This is a genomic window from Polaromonas sp., assembly GCF_030682935.1.
Lineage (GTDB): Bacteria > Pseudomonadota > Gammaproteobacteria > Burkholderiales > Burkholderiaceae_C > Polaromonas.
Genome location: NZ_JAUXNA010000388.1, coordinates 1 through 20,904 on the forward strand (window position 1 = coordinate 1; position 20,904 = coordinate 20,904).

20 protein-coding genes and 2 pseudogenes are annotated in these 20,904 nt (G+C 59.7%); 12 read left to right on the forward strand and 10 right to left on the reverse strand.

Annotated features, from left to right (window positions below):
- The 3 genes and pseudogenes from Q8K05_RS17900 to Q8K05_RS17910 all read right to left on the reverse strand — a co-directional run.
- Nucleotides 1-119 (reverse strand): annotated as a pseudogene (locus Q8K05_RS17900) (branched-chain amino acid ABC transporter permease); the annotation flags it as partial.
- A gap of 163 nt (nucleotides 120-282) precedes the next feature.
- Entirely contained in the window at nucleotides 283-1,065 is a 783-nt protein-coding gene (locus Q8K05_RS17905; protein ID WP_305247965.1) for an ABC transporter ATP-binding protein, read from the reverse strand.
- The gene (locus tag Q8K05_RS17910) at nucleotides 1,062-3,008 is read right to left on the reverse strand and encodes a long-chain fatty acid--CoA ligase (RefSeq protein ID WP_305247967.1); all 1,947 of its coding nucleotides are present in this window, start codon (nucleotides 3,006-3,008) and stop codon (nucleotides 1,062-1,064) included. The genes Q8K05_RS17905 and Q8K05_RS17910 overlap by 4 nt, the downstream gene beginning before the upstream one ends.
- Nucleotides 3,009-3,190: 182 nt before the next feature.
- Here Q8K05_RS17910 and Q8K05_RS17915 point away from each other — a divergent pair, with 182 nt between their 5' ends.
- Nucleotides 3,191-3,916, forward strand: coding sequence for a Crp/Fnr family transcriptional regulator (locus tag Q8K05_RS17915; protein ID WP_305247968.1), 726 nt, complete (start codon nucleotides 3,191-3,193; stop codon nucleotides 3,914-3,916).
- Nucleotides 3,917-3,918: 2 nt separating this feature from the next.
- Here the strand turns inward: Q8K05_RS17915 and Q8K05_RS18915 are convergent.
- From Q8K05_RS18915 to Q8K05_RS17925, 3 genes and pseudogenes are all read right to left on the reverse strand, one after another.
- Nucleotides 3,919-4,090: pseudogene (locus Q8K05_RS18915) on the reverse strand (IS4 family transposase); the annotation flags it as partial.
- A gap of 264 nt (nucleotides 4,091-4,354) precedes the next feature.
- Nucleotides 4,355-4,876, reverse strand: a complete 522-nt coding sequence (locus Q8K05_RS17920) for a cytochrome c (protein WP_305247984.1) — start codon at nucleotides 4,874-4,876, stop codon at nucleotides 4,355-4,357.
- Nucleotides 4,877-5,031: 155 nt separating this feature from the next.
- Nucleotides 5,032-6,660: a PQQ-binding-like beta-propeller repeat protein gene (locus Q8K05_RS17925; protein WP_305247969.1), complete on the reverse strand. Its 1,629-nt coding sequence runs from the start codon at nucleotides 6,658-6,660 to the stop codon at nucleotides 5,032-5,034.
- 306 nt (nucleotides 6,661-6,966) lie between these two features.
- On the opposite strand from Q8K05_RS17925, the gene Q8K05_RS17930 reads away from it, so the two are divergent.
- The 11 genes from Q8K05_RS17930 (at nucleotide 6,967) to Q8K05_RS17985 (ending at nucleotide 16,226) form a co-directional block, all read left to right on the forward strand.
- Complete coding sequence (locus tag Q8K05_RS17930; RefSeq protein WP_305247970.1) at nucleotides 6,967-7,626, forward strand: ankyrin repeat domain-containing protein; 660 nt, start codon at nucleotides 6,967-6,969, stop codon at nucleotides 7,624-7,626.
- Nucleotides 7,627-8,070: 444 nt separating this feature from the next.
- The gene (pqqA, locus tag Q8K05_RS17940) at nucleotides 8,071-8,145 is read left to right on the forward strand and encodes a pyrroloquinoline quinone precursor peptide PqqA (RefSeq protein WP_293661505.1); all 75 of its coding nucleotides are present in this window, start codon (nucleotides 8,071-8,073) and stop codon (nucleotides 8,143-8,145) included.
- A 137-nt stretch (nucleotides 8,146-8,282) separates the two neighbouring features.
- A complete protein-coding gene (pqqB, locus tag Q8K05_RS17945; protein ID WP_305247971.1) occupies nucleotides 8,283-9,200 on the forward strand; it encodes a pyrroloquinoline quinone biosynthesis protein PqqB in 918 nt (305 codons plus the stop codon).
- Nucleotides 9,197-9,946 (forward strand): pyrroloquinoline-quinone synthase PqqC, encoded by a 750-nt coding sequence (gene pqqC / locus Q8K05_RS17950; RefSeq protein ID WP_059758675.1) that lies wholly within the window; start codon nucleotides 9,197-9,199, stop codon nucleotides 9,944-9,946. Before pqqB ends, pqqC begins: the two co-directional genes overlap by 4 nt.
- Nucleotides 9,943-10,227 (forward strand): pyrroloquinoline quinone biosynthesis peptide chaperone PqqD, encoded by a 285-nt coding sequence (gene pqqD / locus Q8K05_RS17955; RefSeq protein WP_305247972.1) that lies wholly within the window; start codon nucleotides 9,943-9,945, stop codon nucleotides 10,225-10,227. The genes pqqC and pqqD overlap by 4 nt, the downstream gene beginning before the upstream one ends.
- Nucleotides 10,224-11,447 (forward strand): pyrroloquinoline quinone biosynthesis protein PqqE, encoded by a 1,224-nt coding sequence (gene pqqE, locus Q8K05_RS17960; protein ID WP_305247973.1) that lies wholly within the window; start codon nucleotides 10,224-10,226, stop codon nucleotides 11,445-11,447. Before pqqD ends, pqqE begins: the two co-directional genes overlap by 4 nt.
- A gap of 213 nt (nucleotides 11,448-11,660) precedes the next feature.
- Nucleotides 11,661-12,866, forward strand: a complete 1,206-nt coding sequence (locus tag Q8K05_RS17965; RefSeq protein WP_305247974.1) for a sorbosone dehydrogenase family protein — start codon at nucleotides 11,661-11,663, stop codon at nucleotides 12,864-12,866.
- Nucleotides 12,853-13,449 carry a c-type cytochrome gene (locus Q8K05_RS17970; RefSeq protein WP_305247975.1) on the forward strand — a complete coding sequence of 199 codons (597 nt, stop codon included), beginning with the start codon at nucleotides 12,853-12,855 and terminating at the stop codon, nucleotides 13,447-13,449. The genes Q8K05_RS17965 and Q8K05_RS17970 overlap by 14 nt, the downstream gene beginning before the upstream one ends.
- A gap of 52 nt (nucleotides 13,450-13,501) precedes the next feature.
- Nucleotides 13,502-14,329, forward strand: a complete 828-nt coding sequence (locus tag Q8K05_RS17975; RefSeq protein WP_305247976.1) for a pseudouridine synthase — start codon at nucleotides 13,502-13,504, stop codon at nucleotides 14,327-14,329.
- Between the two features lie 297 nt (nucleotides 14,330-14,626).
- Nucleotides 14,627-15,124 (forward strand): hypothetical protein, encoded by a 498-nt coding sequence (locus tag Q8K05_RS17980; RefSeq protein WP_305247977.1) that lies wholly within the window; start codon nucleotides 14,627-14,629, stop codon nucleotides 15,122-15,124.
- A 547-nt stretch (nucleotides 15,125-15,671) separates the two neighbouring features.
- Complete coding sequence (locus Q8K05_RS17985) at nucleotides 15,672-16,226, forward strand: hypothetical protein (RefSeq protein ID WP_305247978.1); 555 nt, start codon at nucleotides 15,672-15,674, stop codon at nucleotides 16,224-16,226.
- A gap of 31 nt (nucleotides 16,227-16,257) precedes the next feature.
- Here Q8K05_RS17985 and Q8K05_RS17990 read toward each other — a convergent pair whose 3' ends face one another.
- The 4 genes from Q8K05_RS17990 to Q8K05_RS18005 all read right to left on the reverse strand — a co-directional run bounded on the left by Q8K05_RS17990 (nucleotide 16,258) and on the right by Q8K05_RS18005 (nucleotide 20,514).
- A complete protein-coding gene (locus Q8K05_RS17990) occupies nucleotides 16,258-18,552 on the reverse strand; it encodes a fimbria/pilus outer membrane usher protein (RefSeq protein WP_305247979.1) in 2,295 nt (764 codons plus the stop codon).
- 173 nt (nucleotides 18,553-18,725) lie between these two features.
- Nucleotides 18,726-19,412: a molecular chaperone gene (locus Q8K05_RS17995; RefSeq protein ID WP_305247980.1), complete on the reverse strand. Its 687-nt coding sequence runs from the start codon at nucleotides 19,410-19,412 to the stop codon at nucleotides 18,726-18,728.
- A 112-nt stretch (nucleotides 19,413-19,524) separates the two neighbouring features.
- Complete coding sequence (locus tag Q8K05_RS18000; protein WP_305247981.1) at nucleotides 19,525-19,968, reverse strand: spore coat protein U domain-containing protein; 444 nt, start codon at nucleotides 19,966-19,968, stop codon at nucleotides 19,525-19,527.
- Nucleotides 19,969-20,052: 84 nt separating this feature from the next.
- Nucleotides 20,053-20,514: a spore coat protein U domain-containing protein gene (locus tag Q8K05_RS18005; RefSeq protein WP_305247983.1), complete on the reverse strand. Its 462-nt coding sequence runs from the start codon at nucleotides 20,512-20,514 to the stop codon at nucleotides 20,053-20,055.
- Nucleotides 20,515-20,904: the final 390 nt, after the last annotated feature.

The following is a 20,904-nucleotide window of genomic DNA, read 5'->3' on the forward strand; positions in this document are numbered from 1 at the left end:
CCCTGCGCGAAGTTGAAGACCCCGGAGGCCTTGAAGATCAGCACAAAGCCCAGTGCCACCAGCGAGTACAGCATGCCGGCCATCAGGCCGCCCAGCAGTGTTTCCAGAAAAAATGCCATCACTGGGTCCCCCCTGTTGCGGACTCGCTTCGCGTAGCCGCCTCTCCCCTGGCAGGGGACGCCGCCAGCGGCCCGGCGAAGCCGGTTCCGCGGCTGCTGCTTGAAAGTGCCGCATCAGTGCGCCAGAAATTTGTTGAAGCCATCATGGTGTTGCCGTTCATGGTTAGTGGCTGGTGCCGAGGTACGCGCTGATCACGTCGGGGTTGTTGCGCACCTCGTCGGGTGTGCCGTCGCCAATCTTTTTGCCGTAGTCCAGCACCACCACGCGGTCGGAAATGTCCATCACCACACCCATGTCGTGCTCGATCAGCACGACCGTGGTGCCGAATTCGTCGTTCACGTCGAGTACAAAGCGGCACATGTCCTGCTTTTCCTCGACGTTCATGCCGGCCATGGGTTCGTCGAGCAGCAGCACCTGCGGCTCCATCGCCAGGGCTCGGCCCAAATCGACGCGTTTTTGCAGGCCGTAGGGCAGCTGACCGACCGGTGTCTTGCGGTAGGCCTGGATTTCGAGGAAGTCGATGATTTTTTCAACCGCCTCGCGGTGCATGAATTCTTCCTTTTCCGCAGGGCCAATGCGCAAGGCTTGCAGCAGCAGGTTGCTTTTGATCTTGAGGTTGCGGCCCGACATGATGTTGTCGAGCACGCTCATGCCCTTGAACAGCGCCAGGTTCTGGAAGGTGCGGGCCACACCCATCACCGCCACCTGGTGGCTGTTCATGTGCTTGAAGGTCTGGCCCCGAAAGGTGATGGAGCCCTGCTGCGGTGTGTAGACCCCGTTGATGCAGTTGAGCATGGAGCTTTTGCCGGCGCCATTGGGGCCGATGATGGCGCGGACTTCATGCTCTTTGACATTGAACGAAATGTCGTGCAGGGCCTTGACCCCGCCAAAGCTCAGGCTGATGTTTTGGACGTCAAGAATGACGTCGCCAATTTTTTTGCTCATGCTGCGGCCTTCACGGGAGCAAACGTCTGGGTGTCGCCGATTTTGAGCGTGGCGCTGACGCTGCCGCTTCGCCCATCTTCAAACTTGACAACGGTTTCAATGAACTGCTCGGATTTGCCGCTGTACAGGGCGTCAATCAGCGGCTGGTATTTTTCGGCGATGAAGCCGCGCCTGACCTTGTTGGTACGGGTCAACTCGCCGTCGTCGGCATCGAGTTCCTTGTGCAGCACCAGAAAGCGGCTGACCTGCGAGCCGGCCAGCAGGGCGTCTTCGCTCAGGTCGGCATTGACTTTTTCGACGCATTCCTTGACGAGTTGGTAGACCTCGGGCTTTTGCGCCAGGTCGGTGTAGCCCGCATAGGGCAGGTTGCGTCGCTCGGCCCAGTTGCCCACCGCGTCAAAGTCGATGTTGACAAAGACGCAGGCTTTTTCGCGGCCATCGCCGTAGGCTACGACCTCCTTGATGTAGGGGAAAAACTTGAGCTTGTTCTCGACATACTTGGGCGCAAACATGGCGCCGTCGTTGGCGCCGCCCTTGATGCGGCCCACGTCTTTCACGCGGTCAATGATCTTGAGGTGGCCGTGCGCGTCAATGAAGCCTGCGTCGCTGGTGTGATACCAGCCGTCGGCGGTCAGCACTTCGGCGGTCGCCGCCGGATTTTTGTAGTAGCCCTTGAGCAGACCGGCCGACTTGACCATGATCTCGCCGTTGTCCGCGACCTTGATCTGCACGCCCTTGATCGGCACGCCCACGGTGTCGGCTCTAGCCTGGTCGTCGGGCTGCAGGCAGACGAACACGGCGGTTTCAGTCGAGCCGTAAAGCTGCTTGAGGTTGACGCCGATAGAGCGGTAAAAAGTGAAGAGGTCAGGGCCAATGGCTTCACCGGCGGTGTAGGCCACGCGGACCCGCGAAAAACCCAGGTTGTTGCGCAGCGGACCATAGACCAGCAGGTTGCCCAAGCCATACAGCAGGGACGGCACAAGGCCGACCGGCTTGCCGTTCATGCGCTCGGGCCCCACGCGTTTGGCGACGTCCATGAAGTAGTTGAACATGCCGCGCTTGAGGCGCCCGGCGTCTTCCATGCGGATGGTCACGCTGGTGAGCAGGCCCTCAAACACACGCGGCGGTGCAAAGTAATAGGTCGGGCCGATTTCCTTGAGGTCAATCGTCACCGTGCTGGCGTTTTCGGGGCAGTTCACGACATAACCGCAGGCCAGCCACTGCGCGTAGCTGAAGATGTTCTGGCCAATCCAGGCCGGCGGCAAGTAGGCCAGCACCTCCTCATGGGCCGTGAGCTTGTCAAACTCGGCGCCGGCCTGCGCGCGGTCTAGCAGCGTGTTGTGCGTGTGCACCACGCCCTTGGGGTTGCCGGTGGTGCCCGAGGTAAAAAACATAGCGGCCACGTCGTCGGGCCTGGTTTTGTCCACTTCGGTCCTGAACAGGGCGGGCTGACTGGTGGCCAGTGCCTGGCCTGATGCAATCAGCTGGTCCATGGACACCAGTCCGGGCTCGTCGTATTTGCGCAAGCCCCGCGGGTCGTCAAAAATGATGTGACCGAGGTCCGGGCAGCGGTCGCGAATTTCCAGCAGCTTGTCGACCTGCTCCTGGTCTTCGACCATGGCAAAGCGCACATCGGCGTTGGTGATGGGGAAAACACATTCGGCGCCCACGGCGTCCTGGTACAGCGGAATCGGGATGGCTCCCAGCGACTGTGCCGCCAGCATGGTGGCGTAAAGGCGGGGGCGGTTGGCGCCAATCACGACCATGTGTTCGCCGCGCTGCAGGCCGGCCTGGTGCAGTCCGCATGCAATGTGCTCCACCAGTACAGCCATGTTGGCCCAGCTGTGGGCCTGCCAGATGCCGTATTCTTTTTCGCGCATGGCCGCATCGCCGGGGCGTTCTGCGGCATGTTTAAGCAGTAATTGCGGGAACGTAGTCTGCATTCCGGTTCCTTGTCTCCAGATTGAGCGCAGCCCCTCCGTCAAGAAGAACTGTTGATTTGCACGAATAGTAAAACCGGGTTTGACGTCATGGTGTCATTGCAACGACAATTTAGGGGTAAGTCCCATCCGGATCCGCCCGCATACGCGCGCGATTTCCCGATGAAGTCCTTTTAAATCCACCCATGTCCACAGACCTGACCCTTCACCAGCGCCGAAGGACCCCCACGCCCGACGAGTTGCGGGGAATTCCCTGGCTGCGCCTGTTGCAGCCCGAGGAGCGCGCACGCGCGGTGGCGGAACTGCTGGTGGGCGACGCAGCAGCAGGGGACTACGTGTGCCGCGTCGGCCGGCCGGTGACCTACTGGTTTGGCGTGGTGGAAGGGCTGCTCAAGATGAGTGCCGACAATGCGCAGGGCATGACCATGACCTTTTCCGGCGTCCCCTGCGGCGGCTGGTTTGGCGAAGGCACGGCGCTCAAGCGCGAGCCCTATCGCTACAACGTCCAGGCCTTGCGTAAAAGCGTGGTGGCCGGTTTGTCTGTCACCAGCTTTCACTGGCTGCTCGACCATTCGATTGGCTTTAACCGTTTCGTGATGAACCAGCTCAACGAGCGCCTGGGTCAGTTCATCGCCGCACGCGAAATTGACCGCATGAACAATCCGGATGCGCGGGTGGCGCGCAGCTTGGCGGCGCTGTTCAATCCGGTGCTGTATCCCGGCGTCGGTGAAATCCTGCGCATCACGCAGCAGGAAATGGCCTACTTGGTGGGGCTGTCGCGCCAGCGGGTGAATGAGGCGCTGGCCAACCTGCAAGCGCAGGGCACCATCCGGGTTGAATACGGTGGTTTACGGGTGCTGGATCTGGCCGCGTTGCGGTCCAGTATTTTCCCGGACAAAAAAGATATTTAGGGCTCGACCAGGCCCAAGGCGCGTGCCTTCGAAGGCGCTCTGCCCACGCGAGGCGCTCGGGTAGCCGACGAATCCGGCGTTGGTCGCCTAATCGGCTACGTCCATGCAGTTGCCATCCAGGGCCATCAGGCCAAGCCCCCGGTATCGCGCCCCCGGCGCACCAAGGTCGGCCAGTCAGTATTTCGGCCAGATCGGGACGGGGAGGTTTTTTCATTCGTTACGTTACGGGCGCCGCAAGGTGTCGAAAATCTCCGGCCGTATTTTGGGTAACTGGCTTCCGGAGCGGAAGAAAGGACGGGGGGCTGATCCGCACCTCTGTATTTTTCTCCGCCTCGTTTGATTTTTCCTTCGGGCCGGTAGGTGGGCCCCCTGCAGGTAGACCCTGGCCCACGTCAGGATGGCAAGTCATGCTCCCGCTCGTTTGGCTCGCGCACCGGTTCACCGCAAACTGGTAAGGTAATGCGCGAGGTTTTCGATATCCGTCTCGCTCAAGGACTGGGCCACGCTGGTCATGTTGCCGGCATCGTTGGTCCGTGTCCGCGCCTTGAAATCCCGCATCTGCTTGACGATGTAATCGTATTGTTGGCCAGCTACCCGTGGAATTTCATTCTGACCGGCAAAGCCACCGAGATGGCACATGGAGCACAGGTTCTCATCGGCCTTGGCCCGCCCGAGCCTGACCTTGGCCTCATCGGCCTTGAAGGTCGATGGCTTGGCTTTCTGAGCCGCGAAATAGTTGCCGATGTCGATCATGTCCTGGCGGCTCAACGGAGCGGCCATGGCCGTCATGACGGGATCACTGCGCCGCCCTTCCTTGTAATCCTTGAGCTGGACATAAATGTAGCGCCAAGTCTGACCCGCCAGGTTGGGAAACTGACCCGACGGCGAGTTGCCATCGGCACCATGGCAGGCGGCACAGGCCTGGGACTTGGTGCGTCCGGCCTCAATGTCCTGTGCCATGGCAGATGACAACGTGACCAGCGAAAAAATACCGGCCAGGATAGGGATGAAATTTTTTTTGAGTTTCAAAATAGTATCCTGAAAATGAACAATGGCCGCCCCGGAGGGCGGCCATTCAAACCGGCAGCCTCCATAGGCGACTCGGTCGTGTCAACTTACTTCGGCAAGGCGTACACCACCATCGTGTTGCCGCGCTTGAAGTCAAGCTGGGTGTTGCCACCGCAACCCATGGCCACGTACTGCCGCCCCTTGACGGTGTATGACACCGGCATGGCATTTGCACCCGCGCCGCAGTTGTACTCCCACAGCAGCTTGCCGGTCTTGGCATGCAGGGCGCGGAACAGGCCGTTGCCTTCGCCATAGAACACCAGATCGCCCGCGGTCGCCAGCGCACCACCGATCAGCGGCTGCTCGGTGTCAAACTTCCAGGCCATCTTGCCGGTGTCCACATTCATTGCAGCTAAACGGCCCCATTGCTTCTCGCCTTCGATCACCTTGAAGGCGCCCCCTAGCCAGAGCTTGCCACCGGGATATTTGGCCGGCTCCACATGGTAGGTCATCGGCTGATGCAAGTTGAGCGCGTAGGCCAGGCGGTACTTGGGATTGATCGCCATGGGGGACCACTCCACACCGCCATTGGCGCCAGGCAGCATGCGAGCGCCCCCTGGCGTCGGCAGCACCCACATGTTTTCCTGCGGGATCATGGCGTCGGAGAAGCGGATCAGCTTGCCATCGGCGCGGTCATGGACATAGATGTGGCCGGTCTTGCCGCCATGGATCACGGCGGGAATCATCTTGCCGGACTTGTCCTTGACGTCCATCAAAATGGGCGGGCTGACCGCGTCCAGATCCCAGACGTCGTGCGCGATGTACTGGGAGTGCCACTTGTAGGCACCGGTATCGAGGTTGACGGCCACCATGGAGTTGGTATAGAGGTTGTCACCGGGACGCTCGGCGCCATACAGGTCGGGCGAAGGATTGCCCACCACGAAGAAGACGGTGCGCGTCTTCAGGTCAACCGCCGGGTTCATCCAGACACCACCGCCGAGCGTCTGGTAGAAAGAGCTGTCGCGCGCCAGTTGCGCCTTTTCAGCCGCAATGTCGCGCTTCATGTTGCGGCCCGTGGCATCGTTTTCGGCCCAGACGCCTTCATGACCCTTCTCTGGAATCGTGTAAAAAGTCCATACCAGTTTTCCCGTTGCCGAATCGAAGGCCTTGACGAAACCGCGAACGCCGTACTCGCCGCCGTTGGTGCCGATCAGGACCTTGCCATCGACGACCGTGGGCGCCATGGTTTCGCTGTAGCCTTTTTCCGGATCGGCGATTTCAGTTTCCCACAGCAGCTTGCCGGTCTTGGCATCGAGCGCGACCATTTTGGCGTCGAGCGTGCCCATGAACAGCTTGCCGCCTTCAATGGCGACACCCCGGTTGTTGGGGCCGCAGCAGAAGGTGGTGATGGGTCCCATCTTGTGCTTGTAATGCCAGAACTCCTTGCCGGTCACGGCGTCGAGCGCGTACACATGGTTGAACGAGGTGGTCATGTACATGATGCCATCCACCACGATGGGGGCCGTTTCCATCGACTCGCGCACTTCCGTCTGGAACATGAACTCGGGCCTGAGCTTTTTTACGTTGCCCGCATTGATCTGCGTGCCGGGATAAAAGCGCGTCTGGCCATAGTCGCCGTTGGTGTGCAACCAGTCATTGGCCTGCGTGCCTGCATTGTTGAGTTGGGCTTGGGTGACGTTGGGGGCCTTGGTGATCGCGACTGCTCCACCACTCATTCCTTTCTGGCCTTGTATTTCTTCCGCGCTTGCGGCACCTGCGAAGGCGCAAAGTGCCACAACCAAACTACAACCTCTTCTCGATTTCAAATGTTTCATTTGTCCTCTCCAATCGTTAGTATGTTTAATGGCAACGCGCGAAAACATGACCTGGAGGCCCTCTTCCGTTATGCAGCCGCGATCAGTATAAGGACCCAAAACGCTTGCGTAAACTAGATATTTACCCGCGTACCCCTTATCGCCTTGTCGGCTAGCATTTGACGAAAATCAGGACCAATTTATGGGGGGTACACAATGACAATGCGCATGACAAAGTTTGTTCGTGCTGGTTTTTTGACATTGCTGCTTTGCAGCAATGTGCCGGAGGGATTCGCCCAGAAAGGCATGGATCAGATCAATATCAACGGGCAGTTTGTCCTGGCCGCCCGGGCCGGCCGGATCGAGCGGGTGCTTGCATTGCTGGAAGAGGGGGCCAAGGTGAACTCCCGCGACCGCAATGGTGATTCGCCACTGAACATGGCGGCGAGCAAAGGCAGCTTGCCTCTGGTCAATGTCCTGATGAAGGCCGGGGCTGATGTCAATCTCGCCAACCTCTCCGGCGTCACCCCCCTGATGGGTGCCACCTTCAGCGGCAATGCCGAGATCATGCGCAAGCTCCTTGCTGCCGGCGCAAATATCGCCCCTCTGGACCGCGTCAAGAAGAACGCGGCCACCTATGCCGCTGGCAATGGTTGTAGTGAATGTCTGGCGGAGCTGATTCGAGCTGGCACCCCGGTCAACGCCGCTCTGGAAAATAACCTCACACTCTTGATGTGGGCTGCAGCCTACGGACACGAATCGGCTGTTCGCCTGTTGCAGGCGGAGGGCGCCGATCCCAAGTTAAAAGACAACCGCGGCAAAACCGCTGCTGACATGGCCCGCGAAGGCAAGCATCAGAATGTTGTTAGCCTGCTTGAGCCGCAATAGGGCGGCCTTAACCCTTCCCTCATCCGCCAGATGAGCGGGGGGCTTTATTGCGCCACTTGCAGAATGACAACAGTGGGGTGAATTTGGCAAGAGCTGTCTGGCGTGCTGAAAAAACCAGTCCAGATCCGAGGTCCGCCGGAAAAATATCCCGCGCAACACCAATCCCAGGCAGAGCGCGGAATGGGTCGTCGCATAGGCCAGCGCCAATTCCGCCCCCCATGAACCGCCGATGACCTCAGCCCCGCTGGTCGAACAGGATCACCCGACAACGCTGCGGATCAAACAACTGGCGATGCCGCGGTGAGCAGCCGCTGTCGGCTTCCCCCATCCATGTTTTCCCGATGTCGCAAATCGTCAAAACAGTGCACAATGATTTGCGTGCCGGCAGATGCGCTGCAGGTACTCGGACCGCGCCTTGCGGGATTAACAGAGAGGAGAAACTGCATGAAATGGGAAAAACCCGCTGCCAGCGACATGCGCTTTGGCTTTGAAATCACGATGTACATCGCCAACCGCTGATCCCGGCCAGCCCGCCGGGACAACCCGGCGGGCTGCATCCGCGATTCCCTTTTTTTGGGCCTACCCGTGACCCGCCTCTGGGCCGCCCCCGGCTAGCGTGCAGTCTTGTGTTGGGCCGATATCAGGAACTTTTCCGTTTGAAAGTACATGTTCTAGGTTCCGCTGCAGGCGGTGGATTTCCCCAATGGAACTGTAATTGTCCCAATTGCGATGGTTACCGCCAGGGCAGCAAGCGTGTGAGGGCGCGGACCCAGTCGTCGATCACCGTCAGCGCTGATCAAGATAACTGGGTGCTGTTCAATGCCTCACCCGACATCCTCCAGCAAATTCGCAGCTTCCCCTCATTGCAACCGGCGCGAAGCCTACGCGACACTGCCATTCGCGCCGTCTTCCTGATCGACGCGCAGATTGACCACACCACCGGCCTGTACATGCTGCGCGAGCATCGCCAGCCGCTGGAACTGTGGTGCCACGCGCTGGTGCGCGAAGACCTGATGAGCGGCAACCCGCTGCTCAAGGTGCTCGATCATTACTGCGGCGTCAACTGGCACGATGTGCCGCTGGCCGATGCGGGTTTTGCCATGGACGGCGTGCCGGGGTTGCACTTTACAGCCCTGCCGCTGATCAGCAATGCACCGCCCTATTCACCGCACCGCGACCACCCCCAGCCCGGCGACAACGTCGGCGTGACCATCACCGACTCGGCCTCGGGCAAACGCCTGTTCTACGCCCCGGGTCTGGGCCAGATGGAGCCTCCTGTCTGGGCCGCGATGCAGGCTGCCGACTGCGTGCTGGTCGATGGCACGTTGTGGACCGACGACGAAATGATCACGCTGGGCGCTTCCAAAAAAACCTCGCGCGCCATGGGCCACCTGCCGCAAAGCGGCCCCGGCGGCATGCTGGAGTGGCTCGACCAGTTGCCCGCCAGCACCCGCAAGGTGCTGATTCACATCAACAACACCAACCCCATCCTCGATGAAGACAGCGCGCAGCGGCAGGAGCTCACGCGCCGCGGCATCGAGGTTTCTTTTGACGGCATGGAGATAGATCTGTGAGCAGCACACCCGCACCGTGGAGCCAGGAAGAATTCGAAGCGAAACTGCGCGGCAGGAGCACCAGCTACCACATCCACCACCCGTTCCATGTGATGATGGCCGCTGGCACGCTCACGCGCGCGCAGTTGCAGGGCTGGGTTGCCAACCGCTTTTATTACCAGATATCCATTCCGATCAAAGACGCAGCGATTTTGTCGAACTGCGACGACCGCGAGATCCGACGTGAGTGGATCCAACGCATCCTGGACCATGACGGCTACCACATTGGCGGCATTGACGACCCGGGCGGCATCGAAGCCTGGATCCGGCTGGGCGAGGCGGTGGGCCTGTCGCGCGACGATGTCACCTCCCTGCGCTACCTGGCGCCGGCGGCGCGCTTTGCGGTCGATGCCTACGTCAACTTCGCGCGCCGCCAGCCCTGGCAGGAAGCCGTGGCCTCCAGCCTGACCGAGCTGTTCGCGCCGCACATTCACCAGCAACGCATCGACACCTGGCCGACCCAGTACCCCTGGGTCGACGCCGCCGGCCTGCACTACTTCAAGCAGCGCCTGACGCAAGCCCGGCGCGATGTAGAGCACGGCCTGCGTTTCACGCTGGACTACTTCAGCCAGACCCGCGCCCTGCAGGAGCGCGCGCTGGAGATTTTGCAGTTCAAGCTCGACGTGCTGTGGGCTCTGGCCGACGCCATCATGCTCAGCCAGTGCGAGATCGAAATCAAGGGCCCCAAGGCGAAGGTTGCCCCATGAACGCACCCCAGGCCGCCATCGCTCTGGACGCCCGGCCCCGGGTGGCCGGCCACTTCCGCCTGCAATGGGAAGAAGTGCAGAAGGCCTGGGTGCTGCTCTACCCCGAAGGCATGGTCAAGCTCAACGGCAGCGCCGGCGAGATCATGCAGCGCCTGGATGGCGAGAAAACCGTGCAGGCCCTGATCGATGAACTGGAAAGCAGCTTCGAAACCAGCGGGCTGACGCAGGACGTGCTGGATTTTCTGGCGATTGCACAGCGCCATGGCTGGGTCAAGCCATGAACGCCGCCTCGGCCGCGACCGGCATCGCCCCCGCCACCCAGCCCGGCCCGCCGCTGTGGCTGCTGGCCGAGCTGACCTACCGCTGCCCGCTGCACTGCGTGTTCTGCTACAACCCGGTGGACTTCGCCAGGACCAGCACCGAGCTGTCGACCGGAGACTGGCTGCGCGTGCTGCGCGAGGCGCGCGCCGCCGGCAGCGTGCAGTGCGGCTTCTCCGGCGGCGAGCCCATGCTGCGCGACGACCTCGAAGAGCTGGTCGCCGAGGCCCACCGCCTGGGCTTCTACACCAACCTGCTGACCTCGGGCGTGGGCCTGACCGAAGCCCGCGCATCAGCGCTGAAGCAGGCCGGGCTGGACCACATCCAGCTCTCGTTCCAGGACTCGACACGCGAGCTCAACGACTTCCTCTCGCACACCAAGACCTTCGACCTGAAACGCCGCACCGCCGGCATCATCAAGTCCCATGGCTGGCCCATGGTGCTCAACTGCGTGATCCACCGGCTCAACATCGACTACATCGAACAGATCATTGAACTGGCGGTGGAGCTCGGCGCCGAGTACCTGGAACTGGCCAACAGCCAGTATTACTCCTGGGCCGAGATCAACCGCGATGGGCTGCTGCCTTCGCGTGAGCAGCTGGAGCGCGCCGAACGCGTCACCAACGACTACCGAGAAAAACTCGGCGACAAGATTCGCATCTTTTTCGTGGTGCCCGACTACTATGAAACCCGCCCCAAGAAATGCATGAATGGCTGGGGTAATGTGTTTTTGACCATCACGCCCGACGGCACGGCGCTGCCTTGCCACACCGCCAAGATGCTCAAGGGCATCACCTTCCCCAATGTGCGGGACATGAGCGTCCAGGACATCTGGTCCGCCTCGCCGGGCTTTAACCATTTCCGCGGCGACAGCTGGATGAAGGACCCCTGCCGCAACTGCCCGGAGAAGGAAAAAGACCTGGGCGGCTGCCGCTGCCAGGCCTTCATGCTCACGGGCGATGCGGCCAACGCCGACCCGGTGTGCGACAAGTCGCCGTTTCACCCCGTTGTGCAAGACGCCGTGGCTTACGCCCAAGTGCCCGATGCCCGGCGCACCGTGGTCAAGCCCCTGGTGTTTCGCGATCCCAAGGTTTCGCGCCAACTTGCCGAAGCAAGCAGCACCCCGCTGGGCGCTCACTTGTCCGCGCCGGAAAAGAACAGCCGCTCGCCGCCGATCTTGTAGCCGGCACTGACCCTGGCAAAGCCAAATACCTTGGTGCGAATGAGCATCCCGATTCGGCTACAGGTTGTAGCTCGGATTCATCACGCCCACGCCCACTTTGGCGCTCGATCGCGAGCATAGGGATTACACCGGGGGGTGAAAAAGTTCCCTGTTGTTACAGTTGAGCTGGCGTTCTGACGTTAATCGCTACAACACAATCCCTGGAGACTTTCCTTGATTAAAAAAATTGCCTTCATTGGTTCACTGATCGCCATCAGTGTCGGCCAGGCTGTTGCACAAACAGCCCCGCCCCCGCCGGCCTGGAAACAGGGAATGCCGGCCGATCTGGCCGACTCCAGGCTCGCGCCCCATGCCGGCAAGCTGACGACCACGCCGGCGTCCGATATCCCGATTGACAAACTCAAGCTGCCACCTGGTTTCAAGGCCGAAATCTGGTCAACCGGCACCCCCGGCATTCGTGCCATGGCCCGCGGCGACAGCGGCAAGATCTACGCCGGCACGCGTCCCATCGGCCGTGTTTACGAAATCACCGACAACGGCAAAGAGCGCACCAGCCGCGTGGTGGTGGACAAGCTGACCCAGCCGGCCGTGGCCATCAACAAGGGCTCGCTCTACGTCATGGCCATCGACAAGGTGCTGCGCTATGACGGCATCGAGGCCAACCCGAATGTGCAGCCGGTGGACATGACGTCCGCCTTCAAGCTGCCGCCCGAGCAGCACCACAACTGGAAGTACATCCGCTTCGGCCCGGACGGCAAACTTTATGTGCCGTTTGGCGCGCCCTGCAACATCTGCGTGCCGCCCACCGAAGAATACGCCCAGATTCGCCGCTACGACGCGGACGGCTCCAACATGGAAGTCATTGCGCGCGGCGTGCGCAACACGCAGGGCTTCGACTGGCACCCCGTCACCAAGGAGCTCTGGTTCACCGATCATGGCCGCGACTGGATGGGCGACGATTCTCCTGAAGACGAGCTCAACCGCATGAGCAAGACCGGCCTGAACTTCGGCTTCCCCTACTGTCATGCCAATGGCGTGGCCGACCGGGACATCAAAAAGGACAAGCCCTGCGACGGCGTGACCCTGCCAGTGAGCACCATGGGCGCTCACGCTGCCAACATGGGCCTGCACTTCTACACCGGCAACATGTTCCCGGCCGAGTACAAGAACGCCATGTTCGTCGCCCGCAAGGGATCATGGAACCGCACCCAGAAAAGCGGCTTCGATGTGGTGACGGTGCGCGCCGATGCCGACGGCAAGAACCCGAAGGTCACCCCGTTCGTCACGGGCTTCAAAGATGACGCGACCGAAGCCTTCTGGGGCCGTCCCGCCTACATTCTGCAAATGCCCGATGGCTCCCTGCTGCTCTCCGACGAGCAACTGGGCGCGATCTACCGCATCTCGTATGCCAAACCATAAACCAGGCAACTTCACTCGTACAAGCAGGGCGCTGGCAGCAGTTGCCCTGCTTTTTTCCCTGACGCCAATCCATGCCCAGCAACCCCAGCAACTGAACCTGTGCATCGCCTGCCACGGCCCGCAGGGCAATTCACAAAATCCCCAGATCCCCTCGCTGGCCGGGCAACCCAAGGTCTTTCTGGAAAACCAGATGGTGCTGATTCGGGAAGGCCTGCGCGATATCCCGCAGATGAAAGGTCTGCTCGATGGCGTGAAAGATGCCGACCTCATCGTTCTGGCCACTTATTTTTCATCGCAAACGCCGATTCGTGCGGCGGCCGGTCCTGTCGACAGCGAGACCTACCTGCGCGGCAAGGTCATCGCCCGCAACATGCTGTGCGGTACCTGCCACCTGCCGGACTACGCCGGACGGCAACAGATTCCCAGGCTGGCAGGCCAGCAGGAAGACTTTTTGCTGTTTGCCATGAAGCAGTTTCGTGATCATGCCGGCCCCGGGCGCGACACCATCATGTCAGCCTCCTTGTATGGGCTCAAGGACGCCGATCTCGCTGATCTTGCACACTTTCTGGCCAACTTCAAATAAGCGCGTGCGGCAGGCAGGGTCGACTGAAGCTTTGTAGCAAAATAAGCCGATCATGAAGGACTCTCCCTCCCCCCCCAACTTTCGCCGCGCCCCCAAACCTGCTGGCGCTGACCCACATTTGTCGCCGGCCACCATCCGCCTGAACAAGCGCATGGCCGAGTTGGGCCTATGCTCGCGACGCGAAGCCGATGACTGGATTGCGCGCGGCTGGGTGCGCGTCAACGGTGCGCCCGCCGTGATGGGCCAACCTGTCGCCTTCGATGCGCGTATTGAAGTGGCGCGCGAAGCCGAGCAGCAGCAGCGCCAGCAGGTCACCATCCTGATCAACAAGCCGGTCGGCTACGTCAGTGGCCAGGCCGAAGACGGCCACGAGCCCGCCGTGGTGCTGGTGCAGCCGGAAAACCGCTGGCGCGAATGCAGCAGCCGCATGCGCTGGGGCCACGAGCAGTTGCGCGGCCTGGCGCCGGCCGGCCGGCTTGACATCGACTCGATTGGCCTGCTGGTGCTGACGCAGGACGGCCGTGTGGCGCGCCAACTCATCGGCGAAGACTCGGACATGGAAAAAGAATATCTGGTGCGCGTGAGCTACGGCGCCGAAACCGTCGATGTGCAGGCCGCGTTTCCGCACGAAAAACTCGCCCTGCTGTGCCACGGCCTCAGCCTGGACGGGCAGCCGCTGCGTCCTGCCCAAGTCAGCTGGCAAAACCCCGAGCAGCTGCGCTTTGTGCTCAAGGAGGGGAAAAAACGCCAGATTCGCCGCATGTGCGAACAGGTTGGGCTTTTTGTGACCGGGCTCAAGCGCGTGCGGATTGGCCGCGTCAATCTCGGCCATTTACCGATAGGCCAGTGGCGTTACCTGGCACCGCACGAGCAGTTTTGAAGCAGTGCAACCTGCTGGGGCTGTAAAAAAGGCGTTTTAGTGCTATTAAAGTAATAGCTTCTTGCGTGCGCTGCTATTAGGCTAGAGGTTGTTCTTGAATCCGAGGTGCATAAATTGGTTGAAAAAGATGCAGCCAATACTTTTAGTTTTGCAAGCCTTCTGGGGTTGCATGCTATGAGAATGGCGCCGTTCTTGCCGGGAGTGTGTGGCGCTTGTCCATTCGCCGACCAGTGAGGGCGTCTTTCCACCCCCCATCCCTTTTTTCGTTGAAGGAGTGAAGGCGTAATGAGTCACATCATGAAAGACGTGGGGAAGTCCTGGGTGCGGGCCTTGAAGCGGTTGCTGTTCAGCGGTGTGTCATTGGGCTTGTTAGGGAATCCCTTGGTCGCAACCATCAGTTCCGACGAAGCCAAGCTGACCGTCACCGCAACGGTACTCAAGCGCGCCAGCCTGCAGGTGTTGGCACAGCCAGCGTCGGTGGTTGTCACCGCTGCGGACATTGCCCGCGGTTACGTGGACGTTCCCGGTCTAGTGCAGGTGGCGGTTCAAAGCAATAGCTTTGGAGGGTACATGCTCATGTTTGAAAGCCAGGGCGACTTTATGCGTCAGACGCAGGTAAGGGGTTTGGACAAGAACGTGCAACTGGAGGCAGCGGGCGGCAGCGTCGCGCAGGGCGCCAGTGGCCGCGGCATGAGCAAGACCACGCTGGATCTCGAATTCCGTTTTGTTCTGGCGGAATCAGCCCGGCAGGGCGTCTATGCCTGGCCTATGCGTCTTTCGGTCACGCCCATTTAGGTGTCCTGATCGATGACTTGGGCCCACGGACTGATTTGGCCTAACAGGTCAAGCGGTCATAACCTTCCCAATTTTGTAAAACACCCTCCCGCCGTGGGTGACCCACACAGCGGCTAAGCGCGAAGTTTGGTGCTTCCATCTACAAAGTCTGTGTCGTTGTCAAATTCATCCTGGGTTTGAGCTTGCCGGGCAGCATTCATAACGCCTGCTGATGTGCGCACTGCCATTCATCAGGCGGTTTGCCTTGGATGTGGGTATTCCGGAGGAACGTGACCGCCTTGATCGCATAGCGCTAGCCAACTGGCTTGAGCGTCTGCTCCTCAGCCGCAGGCGAGGCTTTCACTTCTCGCAATCTTTTGCACCTCTTTGACGCGCCAAAAGACTTCGTTTGGATGCTTGCTGCCCAGTCAGTAGGGCGGGGGATCTTTGATTGAATGGATAAAAAAATTCTGAAAATAAAATTGATATATTAAATCGATATTTACATCATATTTATCAATTCATATAGAATTCAAATCCATAAATCATCAATTTATGGATTTGAATCATGCAAACCATCAAGTCGATCATTCCCGGTGCCACGTTCCAGGTGCTGAAAAGCCGCTTTTCCGTTCGTTCCAGGGCGCGGTGGACGGATGGCATGAAGGCGCTACTGGTGGTACTGGCTCTCAGTTCCGTAGGCGCGCCTGGGGTTGCCATGGCAGGATCCAACGAAGCCAAGCTGCAGGTTTCGGCAACGGTACTCAAGCACGCCAGTCTTCAGGTTTTGGCGCAACCAGCCTCAGTGGTGGTGACTGCCGACGACATTGCCCGTGGCTATGTGGATGTTCACCTGCCTGTGCAGGTGGCCGTACAGAGCAATACCCAGGGTGGCTATATGCTGATGTTTGATAGTCAGGGTGAATTTTTGCGCCAGACCCTCGTCAAGGGTTTGGACGCAGACGTCCAACTCGGTGCTTCGGGCGGAGGAGTCGCGCAGCGCGCTGCTGGTCGGGGCATGGACAAGGCCGTGCTGGCACTCGGTTTCCGTTTTGTTCTTTCCGAGTCAGCCCGGCAGGGCGTTTACGCCTGGCCGATGCGCATGTCAGTGACACCGCTGTAATAGCCACTCGCAGCTATCCTTTTCAGAGGTGTTAGCGGCACACCGACGCATCCAGATCGACAAAGGTTTCGTCTGACTTGGGAATTTTCAGATCAAACCGGCAGGGTTTGCCTTCGACTTCAGCGGTAGCCGTATAGGTTCCAGGTTTGAGATTCTCAACGTAGTACTCGCCGCCGCGCCCGGTCTGCAAGGTGAGGTTTTTTCCACCCGCGCTGAAGCTGATCTCCTGAAACTCCACTGGCCTGGTTGTGCCATCTTGCACGGATTGGAGCTTTCCTGTGAAGGCCTGAATTTTCGTGACGTCAAAGTCAATCACGGTACCGCTTCTGAGGGACGGCGAAATCTTTTTCACGGTCGATGGAATCGAATATTCAATCGGCACAGTTTCCGGCGCAATCGAGACGTCATTGTCAAAGTATGGCGCCAGCGTGGGTATAAAAACCTGACCGCGCGCATCGGTCTTGCCGATAAGCTGGCCGTTGACCGATACCGCCACTCCTGGCACTTCGCCCACTTTTACAATGCCAAAGCTCTGGGTTATCGGCCGGCCTAACCCAAGCTGGCCGTCAACGTAGGCCAAACCGCCCGCTATGGAGAGTTGGTAGGAGTTGTTGCCTTGGCCGCCGTTCTGATACCGACCGACCTCACCGCGCAAGATGGCGGCTGGCGCGTTGTACTGGAACCTTGAATTCAGCCGCGTGTTCGCTGTGGCGTGATCAGCCGAGATCAGGTAGCCCAGGCCTTCGCCGACCGGCTGGTTTTTGGTCAACTGCACGGACCCTGCCGCGCTGCTCCTGTCCCCTCGGAAATTGGCCGTCACGGAGTAATCCTTGTCGAAGAAAAAAATCAGACCCACATACGCTTCGTTGCGGCGGGTGCTGTCAACCGTGTGGCTCAGGCTCGCTTGCAGCGAAGCCCGGCCAGAAATCAGTGGCACGAAGTAACTCAGCGAGGTCACGCGGCGATCTTGCCGCGGTGAAATGCTGAACGACTGCGCCGGGGAACTGGATGTTGGCAGCAGGGCCGGGCGCGCGGAAAGCACCGAATGACTCAGCGAAAGCGAGCCATTTCGCTGCATGTGGTAACTGACTGCTGCGCTTGCCTCGTAGTTGCGGTCGCTGATGCTGGGTGGGTCGCCCAGCACCCCAAAGTCGCCCCAATCTCGCCGCAGCGACAGGCCCATCCCCCAATGCCTGGCCTGGTAGCTGTAGTTGAATTGGCCGGCAGCGCCTTGCCGGTCGCTGACTTTGCTGGCGGCCAGCGCCATGCTGAGTACCCCCGCGCTACCGAGCACCACGGTCGCCGTTGGGCCTGCGTTATAAAAGCCTTTGGCCGCGTCCGCGCGCAAACCCACTGTGACGGCTTCGCTCAGCCCGTAACGGTGAAACATCGAAAAGGCCGTCGCCCCGTAGTGATTGCTTAACTGGCCGAAGTCGCGCCGTATGGCACCCAGGTTGTAGCTGTATTCCTGCAAGCCTTGGCGCAAGGGCTGGTCACTGAAATAAAAGGAATAACTGAACTGCTGGACGCGGCCAAAAGCATCTCGCAGCACCACCTGTACGTCGCGTGCGCCGCCATAAGCCAGCAGATCGCGCAACTCGAATTCGCCGGGTTTCAGCGTTTCGCTGCGGATACGCTGGCCGTCCAGATAGACTTCCACGCTGCTGGGCGTTGCCACGCTGCCGGTGATATTTCGCGTTGGAGCGCGCGTGAGATAGGGGTCGAGACCATAGAGCTTGGAAACACTGATGCCGCCAAGATTAATGCCGTTGCTGAACTCGCGCGACGGGCTAAAAAAATCGCCTACCACGGTTCGGCGCAAATTTTCGCGGTCATCGTAAGTCACGCTGCTCATCAGCCGCACAAACTTGCGCCCGCCGCTGGCGTCCGGCACCGTGCTGCCATTGGACATCAGCAGGTAGTCACCCAGCCGCCAGCCGGCCTCCGCCGAAAAGTCCAGGCTGTTGCCCGCACCCGCATAGTTGCCAGAAGAGCTGATTGCGTAATTGAAAAACCCACTGCTGCCACGCGGAATCACGCCCCTGAGGCGATTGTCTGTGCGTAACTGCAACGCTTGGCTTGGCAGAAGTCCGGGGTCTGCGGTAATGTTGAGCGCCAGTTTTTTGTCGTCGAAGGTAGAAACCACGCCCTTTATAGACTGAAGCGAGATATGCGGCTCGCCATCGCGCATCACGGTGGTTCCCACAGGATTTTTGAACCCGATGTCCTTCAAGTCCTGAATACGCACCAAAAAGTCGAGCGATGGCGTGCGCACCACAAAAAGATCACCCTTGTCTTCAGTGTTGAGGCTGACGCGTAGCACCATGGTCTCGCCTTGGGCAGCCCCGGCAACATTGGAAATAGCACCAACGCTGTTAGCCGCCTCTGCAGACCATGCCGCAAGCGGCGCAGCGCCAAGGCAGTACAACAAGGCGCTGACGATTCGGGTTTTTTTCGTGGAGGGTTGCCCCGCGCAGGGGGGGCGGGCTGGGCGCACGGTCAGGAGCACATCGCGCGGGTCACGTCCAGCGTGCGCGCCACGTTGAGTTTGTCGGTCTTGAATTCCAGCGACAGGCGGGTGATTTTGGCGCATTGGTCTGCCGGTATGGCCGTGGTGTATGCCTTGGCGGTGCCCGTGAGCAGATAGCGGTCGGCCAGCGTCAATGCATACACCTCGCTGCCACCGGCATCCGTTCCCTTGAGTTCGATACCCCGCACCACCTGATGCCGGTTTCCGGTGTTTTTTGCAGACACCGTGACGGTGCCTTTGGCGAGGCTGAAGCTTTCAATGTCGAGGCTGTCTTGCGGTTTGAGCGGCGCTATAAAAACCGGTGCGCCAAAACGAATCAACACATTGATCTGCGCGCCGCCCTCCAGTTTTTTTGTGGCGCCTGGCAACTCTTCGATAAACAATCGGTAGGTTTTTTCCGCCGGGACGGCGGCGACTCGGGCGCCCACGCGTATCAGTCCCTCCTCACCAGGCTCCACCGACATGATCTTCGGGAAAAAAATCAGCGCATTGGTGTCGGCATACTGGTCTTTGCCGCCAGCGTCTTGCGTCCACTCCTTGGCTTCAATCTGGAAGCCGAGCTTTTGCTTGTCTTCGTTTTTAATGGCAATGACACCGCTTCTTACGCTGGCGCCGAGGTCAAGGCGTATCGGGTTAACCGAAAATTCGCCGGCCATTGCCGACCCGGTGGCAAACAGTACGCAGCACGTGGCGGCAAGGGCAAATGTCCTGAGAGTTGGGTTCATCAGTGAATAGGTGCGGCCCCCCGCAGGACGGGAGCATGGGATTTCAGGGGGTTACCGAAATAATAACTGTATCGGAGTAGCTACCGGCAGAGGCATTGGCATAGGCGCTCCACAGAATTGATCCGTTGAACGTGAAGGGCACGTAATTGTCGTTTCCCGGGCCGGAACGGCTTTGCGGAAGACCTGCCAGGCTGTAGGGAATCAAATCGCCAGTGGCATTTTTCAAGTTCCGGGTGCCGTTGTAATTGAGCCCGTTATCGCCAGAGATCGTCATGGTCTGGCCCGGGGCGCAGTCTCCCACCGTGCTGGCACCTGATACCGGCACCAGTACATCGCTGCCGCTGCCGGGATTCAGCACCCCGAAGCTCAGGCTCAGCCCCTTGGATTGAAACAAGCAGATGTTGCCGTTGGCATAGGCGGGCAGCGTGGCCCCCAGCAACCCTGCGGCCAACAACAGTCCCGCGAAAGGGAAATGGAGTTTCTTCATCGTTGGTTCAGAACAGTGCCGACCTGGTCATAACAAAGGGATCCAATGGTTTTGCCATGGACCCAAGACCCCGTATATTCCGGCTCAGGGCGTGATGTTCAGGGTCACGTTTTCGCTGTATGCGCCAGCGCTTGCGTTCTGGTATGCCGCGGCAGTAATCGTGCCGGTCACCACCAGGGTGAGGTCCTGGCCTGAGCCGAAACCCTTACCTGTCTGGGTGTCGCCGCTGAAACCCAGCGTATAGGCCATCGTGTCGGAGCTGGGGCCGGTCATACTCCGGCTTGTTCCGCCTGATGCAGTCACACCCGTGGACGGTGTTCCCTTGCTGCACTTGTAGAGCACGTTAGCGGTCACCACTTTGTCGGCGGTGAGCGACGGATCGATGGCGCCGAACGCCAGCGAGGTGTTGGTCGCGGAAAATTTGCACGTGGCTGTTACGCTCGCCGTTACGCCGAGGGTTTGGCTGTCGGCTGCGGCGGCCAGGCCAGCGGCACAAGTCAGGGTGGCGACGACGACGGCCTTGAAGGCGTTTGAGAGGTGTTTCATGGGATATTCTTGATGGCTAGAAAAGGCTGATGGACGAAGATCATTAGATGGTTAAACTGTAACAAAAAAAGATAAATCGTCCTAGGATTTTCCGTGTGAAGCTCGGGGAACCTGTGCGATTTTTCACACAAACCAGTTGAAATCAGTGTAATTTTTCCATATGAACAATCTCCGCCCGTCTTGTAACCAGATTTCCAGGGATTGCCGATATCCGGGAAATAGGTGTGGCCGACTCTACACGTAACAAGCAAGATACATATTGACCCTGACCATGCCAACACAACCCCACTCTAAAACCCTTTCCTTCCAGGCCGAAGTCGCCCAGCTCCTGAAGCTAGTCACCCACTCCCTCTACTCCAACCCCGAAATCTTCCTGCGCGAGCTGATCTC

Coding starts and splice junctions, on each gene's coding strand:
- Q8K05_RS17920 (WP_305247984.1), bottom strand. CDS start 4,876: ATGGCACAGGACATTGAGGCCGGACGCACCAAGTCCCAGGCCTGTGCC.
- Q8K05_RS17930 (WP_305247970.1), top strand. CDS start 6,967: ATGACAAAGTTTGTTCGTGCTGGTTTTTTGACATTGCTGCTTTGCAGC.
- Q8K05_RS17990 (WP_305247979.1), bottom strand. CDS start 18,552: ATGGTGCTACGCGTCAGCCTCAACACTGAAGACAAGGGTGATCTTTTT.
- Q8K05_RS18005 (WP_305247983.1), bottom strand. CDS start 20,514: ATGAAACACCTCTCAAACGCCTTCAAGGCCGTCGTCGTCGCCACCCTG.
- Q8K05_RS17995 (WP_305247980.1), bottom strand. CDS start 19,412: ATGGCCGGCGAATTTTCGGTTAACCCGATACGCCTTGACCTCGGCGCC.
- Q8K05_RS17975 (WP_305247976.1), top strand. CDS start 13,502: ATGAAGGACTCTCCCTCCCCCCCCAACTTTCGCCGCGCCCCCAAACCT.
- Q8K05_RS17910 (WP_305247967.1), bottom strand. CDS start 3,008: ATGCAGACTACGTTCCCGCAATTACTGCTTAAACATGCCGCAGAACGC.
- Q8K05_RS18000 (WP_305247981.1), bottom strand. CDS start 19,968: ATGAAGAAACTCCATTTCCCTTTCGCGGGACTGTTGTTGGCCGCAGGG.
- Q8K05_RS17970 (WP_305247975.1), top strand. CDS start 12,853: ATGCCAAACCATAAACCAGGCAACTTCACTCGTACAAGCAGGGCGCTG.
- Q8K05_RS17915 (WP_305247968.1), top strand. CDS start 3,191: ATGTCCACAGACCTGACCCTTCACCAGCGCCGAAGGACCCCCACGCCC.
- Q8K05_RS17985 (WP_305247978.1), top strand. CDS start 15,672: ATGCAAACCATCAAGTCGATCATTCCCGGTGCCACGTTCCAGGTGCTG.
- Q8K05_RS17905 (WP_305247965.1), bottom strand. CDS start 1,065: ATGAGCAAAAAAATTGGCGACGTCATTCTTGACGTCCAAAACATCAGC.
- pqqE (WP_305247973.1), top strand. CDS start 10,224: ATGAACGCCGCCTCGGCCGCGACCGGCATCGCCCCCGCCACCCAGCCC.
- pqqD (WP_305247972.1), top strand. CDS start 9,943: ATGAACGCACCCCAGGCCGCCATCGCTCTGGACGCCCGGCCCCGGGTG.
- Q8K05_RS17980 (WP_305247977.1), top strand. CDS start 14,627: ATGAAAGACGTGGGGAAGTCCTGGGTGCGGGCCTTGAAGCGGTTGCTG.
- Q8K05_RS17925 (WP_305247969.1), bottom strand. CDS start 6,660: ATGAGTGGTGGAGCAGTCGCGATCACCAAGGCCCCCAACGTCACCCAA.